This is a genomic window from Vicinamibacteria bacterium, from assembly GCA_035620555.1.
GTDB lineage: Bacteria > Acidobacteriota > Vicinamibacteria > Marinacidobacterales > SMYC01 > DASPGQ01.
The window spans coordinates 1-2,993 of sequence record DASPGQ010000017.1; the positions used below are offsets into that span (position 1 = coordinate 1).

The window sequence follows — 2,993 nt, forward strand, 5'->3', positions numbered from 1 at the left end:
TGCGGCGAAGTTGGGCGTCTGTCGCTTCTTGACTCGGCCGGTGCGGACCACTGAGCTCGAGCTCGCGCTTCACCAGGCCCTCCAACAACCGGCGAGGCGTGACCTCGAACGGCTCGAATTCGCGAACCGTCAGCTCGCCGCGCTCAACGATGCCAGCAACCGGTTCTCCCGCATTCGCGACGAGCAGGAGCTTCTCGATGCGGTCCCCCGTCTTCTGACGGAGAGCCTCGAGTTCGACCGCGGCATCCTGCTGCTTCATGACGGAGGCTCGTTCTCAGTCCGCTCGATTTGCTTTCCCCGGGATCCGCCGGAGTTCGCCGAGAGCTTCCTTTCGCGCATCCGTTCGGCCGAGCTCCCCATGCCGCCTCCGTTCGCCGAGAGCTTCGAAAGGAACGAGCCGATCTTCATCGCTGACCCCAACACGCATCCTCGCTGGCCGAAAGCGCCGGGCGAGGTGATTCGAACCCGGTCCATCGTCATCGCGCCGATTCGCTCGCAGAACCGGCCCATCGGCATCCTCATGGGGAACATGCAACACCATGAACGGGCGATGGACGAGCAGGACGTCGCGCGATTCGAGATGTTCGCCAACATGGTCGGTCTCGCTCTCGACAACATTCGCGCGTACCAGGGGCTCGAACGAACCGTACAGGAGCGAACGGAGTCCCTCCGCAAAGCCAACGAGGAGCTTCAGGCGATTCTCGACTCGTCGCAATCGGCCATCGTGATGGTGGATCAGAAGGGTCGGATCCTCGCGAGAAACCGACGAGTGGAGGAGCTCTTCGGCGCCGGAGCCGCCTCCCTCGGCGAGATCGGCGAGCTCCATCTCTTGCTACGCGCGTCATCCGCAAACCCGACGAGATTCGATGAGGTCATTCGAGCGCGGATGGACGGATCCCCGCTCGAGGAGTACGGCCTGGGACACTACGAGGACGCCGTTCGGCTGCGGGAGCCGATACCAAGGGACGTGACGATCGACACCTCACCGGTCGAGGCGGGAAGAGTCTGGGTCTACACCGACGTTACCCACCTCAAGCAGGCGGACGAGCAGCTTCACCTCATCTTCGCCGCCGCTCCGATTCCGCTCATGGTGAGCCGCGTCAGAGACGGCAAGATCCTCTACGCGAACGACCGGCAGGCGGTCTTGGTCGGCCTGACGCGCGAAGAGGTCATGAGACACCGCTCGATTGACTTCTATGCCGATCCCGGCGAGCGCCCTGATCTCGTCGCCCGATTGAAACGCGAGGGCCGAATCGACGATCTGGAGGTCAGGATACGTCGCGCCGACGGCGCGGTCGTCTTCGCGGTCTTCTCCCTGGTGGCGACCGAGCTTCGGGGCGAGCCGGTGATCGTCGCCGGCTGCTACGACGTCACTCATCGCAAACAGGCGGAAGAGGCCCTCGAGAAGGAGCGAAACTTCGTCTCCGCGGTTCTCGACACCGCCGCCGCCCTGGTCGTGGTGCTCGATCCCGAGGGACGGGTCGTTCGGTTCAACCGGGCCTGTGAGCGCATCACCGGCTACGGCTTCGAAGAGATCCGGGGAGAAGCCTTTCCCGAGACGTTACTTCTTGCCGAGGAGCGCGCGGAGGTGGAGAGGGATTTCCGGAGGCTCCTCGAAGGGGAGTCTCGGCTGGAGCGCCGCAACTACTGGATCACTCGCACCGGCGAGCGAAGGCTCATCGAATGGTCGAACACCACGCTGACGGGCCCCGGCGACCGCGTCGAGTACGTCGTCGCCACCGGGATCGACATCACCGAACGCTACCAGGCGCGGCAAAAGCTGAAGCTCTATCGCCAGATCTTCGACCGCTCCCACGACGGAATCGTGGTCCTCGATGCCAACTGCGTCTTCGTCGAACGGAACCCCATTCACCGCGTGCTGAGCGGGTTTTCCGACGAGGACCTCATCGGGCGGTCGGCGGCGGAGTTCTTCGGAGAAGGCGTGGTGGACTCCGTGATTCGCAACGTCCGCGAGTCCGGCATCTTTCGTGGGGAGCTCGTCGCCCCCAAGGCCGACGGCACGACGACGCCGATCGAGGTCTTGATCTTCTCCATTCTCAACGACTCGGGCGAGATCCAGTACTTCGTCGCCATCGGGCGGGACATCGCCGAGCGGAAGCGGGCCGAGGAGGAGCTCAAGCGTGCTCATGACGATCTCGAGGAGCGCGTCAAGGCGAGAACCGCGGAGCTCGCGCGGCTGAACGAGACGCTGGTGAGCGAGGTCGCCGAGCGCAAGCAGGCGGAAGAAGCCCTGCGGCGCAGCCACGAGCTGCTTTCGAAACAGAACGTGGTTCTCGCCGATTTCTCGAAGCGCTTGAGCCCGGAGCGTGGGAACCTGGAGAGCTTGATGGGAGAGCTCACCCGGGCCGCCTCGGCGACCCTCGATGCCTCCCGGGTGAGCGTATGGATGTACCGCGATGATGGATCCTTCATCGAGTGCCTGGACCTCTACGACCGGAGCGCCGATCGCCACGATCGCGGACAACGTCTGGCGAAGTCCGACTTCCCTTCTTATTTCGCCGCGCTCGGCGCGCATCGGGCGATTGCCGCGCACGACGCCCACAGCGATCCCCGCACCCGCGAGTTCTCGGAAAACTATCTCGCTCCTCTCGGCATCACCTCGATGCTCGACGCTCCGATCTGGCTCGAAGGACGCATGGTGGGCGTTCTCTGCCACGAGCACGTGGGACCCCCCCGAACCTGGACTCCCGAGGAAGAACGCTTCGCCGCCTCGGTCGCGGACTTCGCTTCGCTCACCCTGGAGGCGCATCAGCGGTTTCGGGCCGAGCAGGACCTGAGGCAGGCCCATGACGAGCTCGAGACGCGCGTCGAGCAGAGGACGGCTCAGCTCGCGCGGATGAACGTCGCCTACCGGGACGAGATCCACGAGCGGCGGCTCGCTCAGGAGGCGCTCGCCGTACGTCTACGCTACGAAGAGGGGCTCGCGGCCTGTTCCAAGACTCTGCTGACGGAAACTGATTCTTCGAGAGCTC

General features: G+C 64.6%; 1 protein-coding gene. It reads left to right on the plus strand.

Annotated features, from left to right (window positions below):
• Positions 1-40: 40 nt before the first annotated feature.
• Positions 41-2,993: PAS domain S-box protein (locus tag VEK15_00645; protein HXV59170.1), on the plus strand; the 2,953-nt coding region annotated here is incomplete at its 3' end.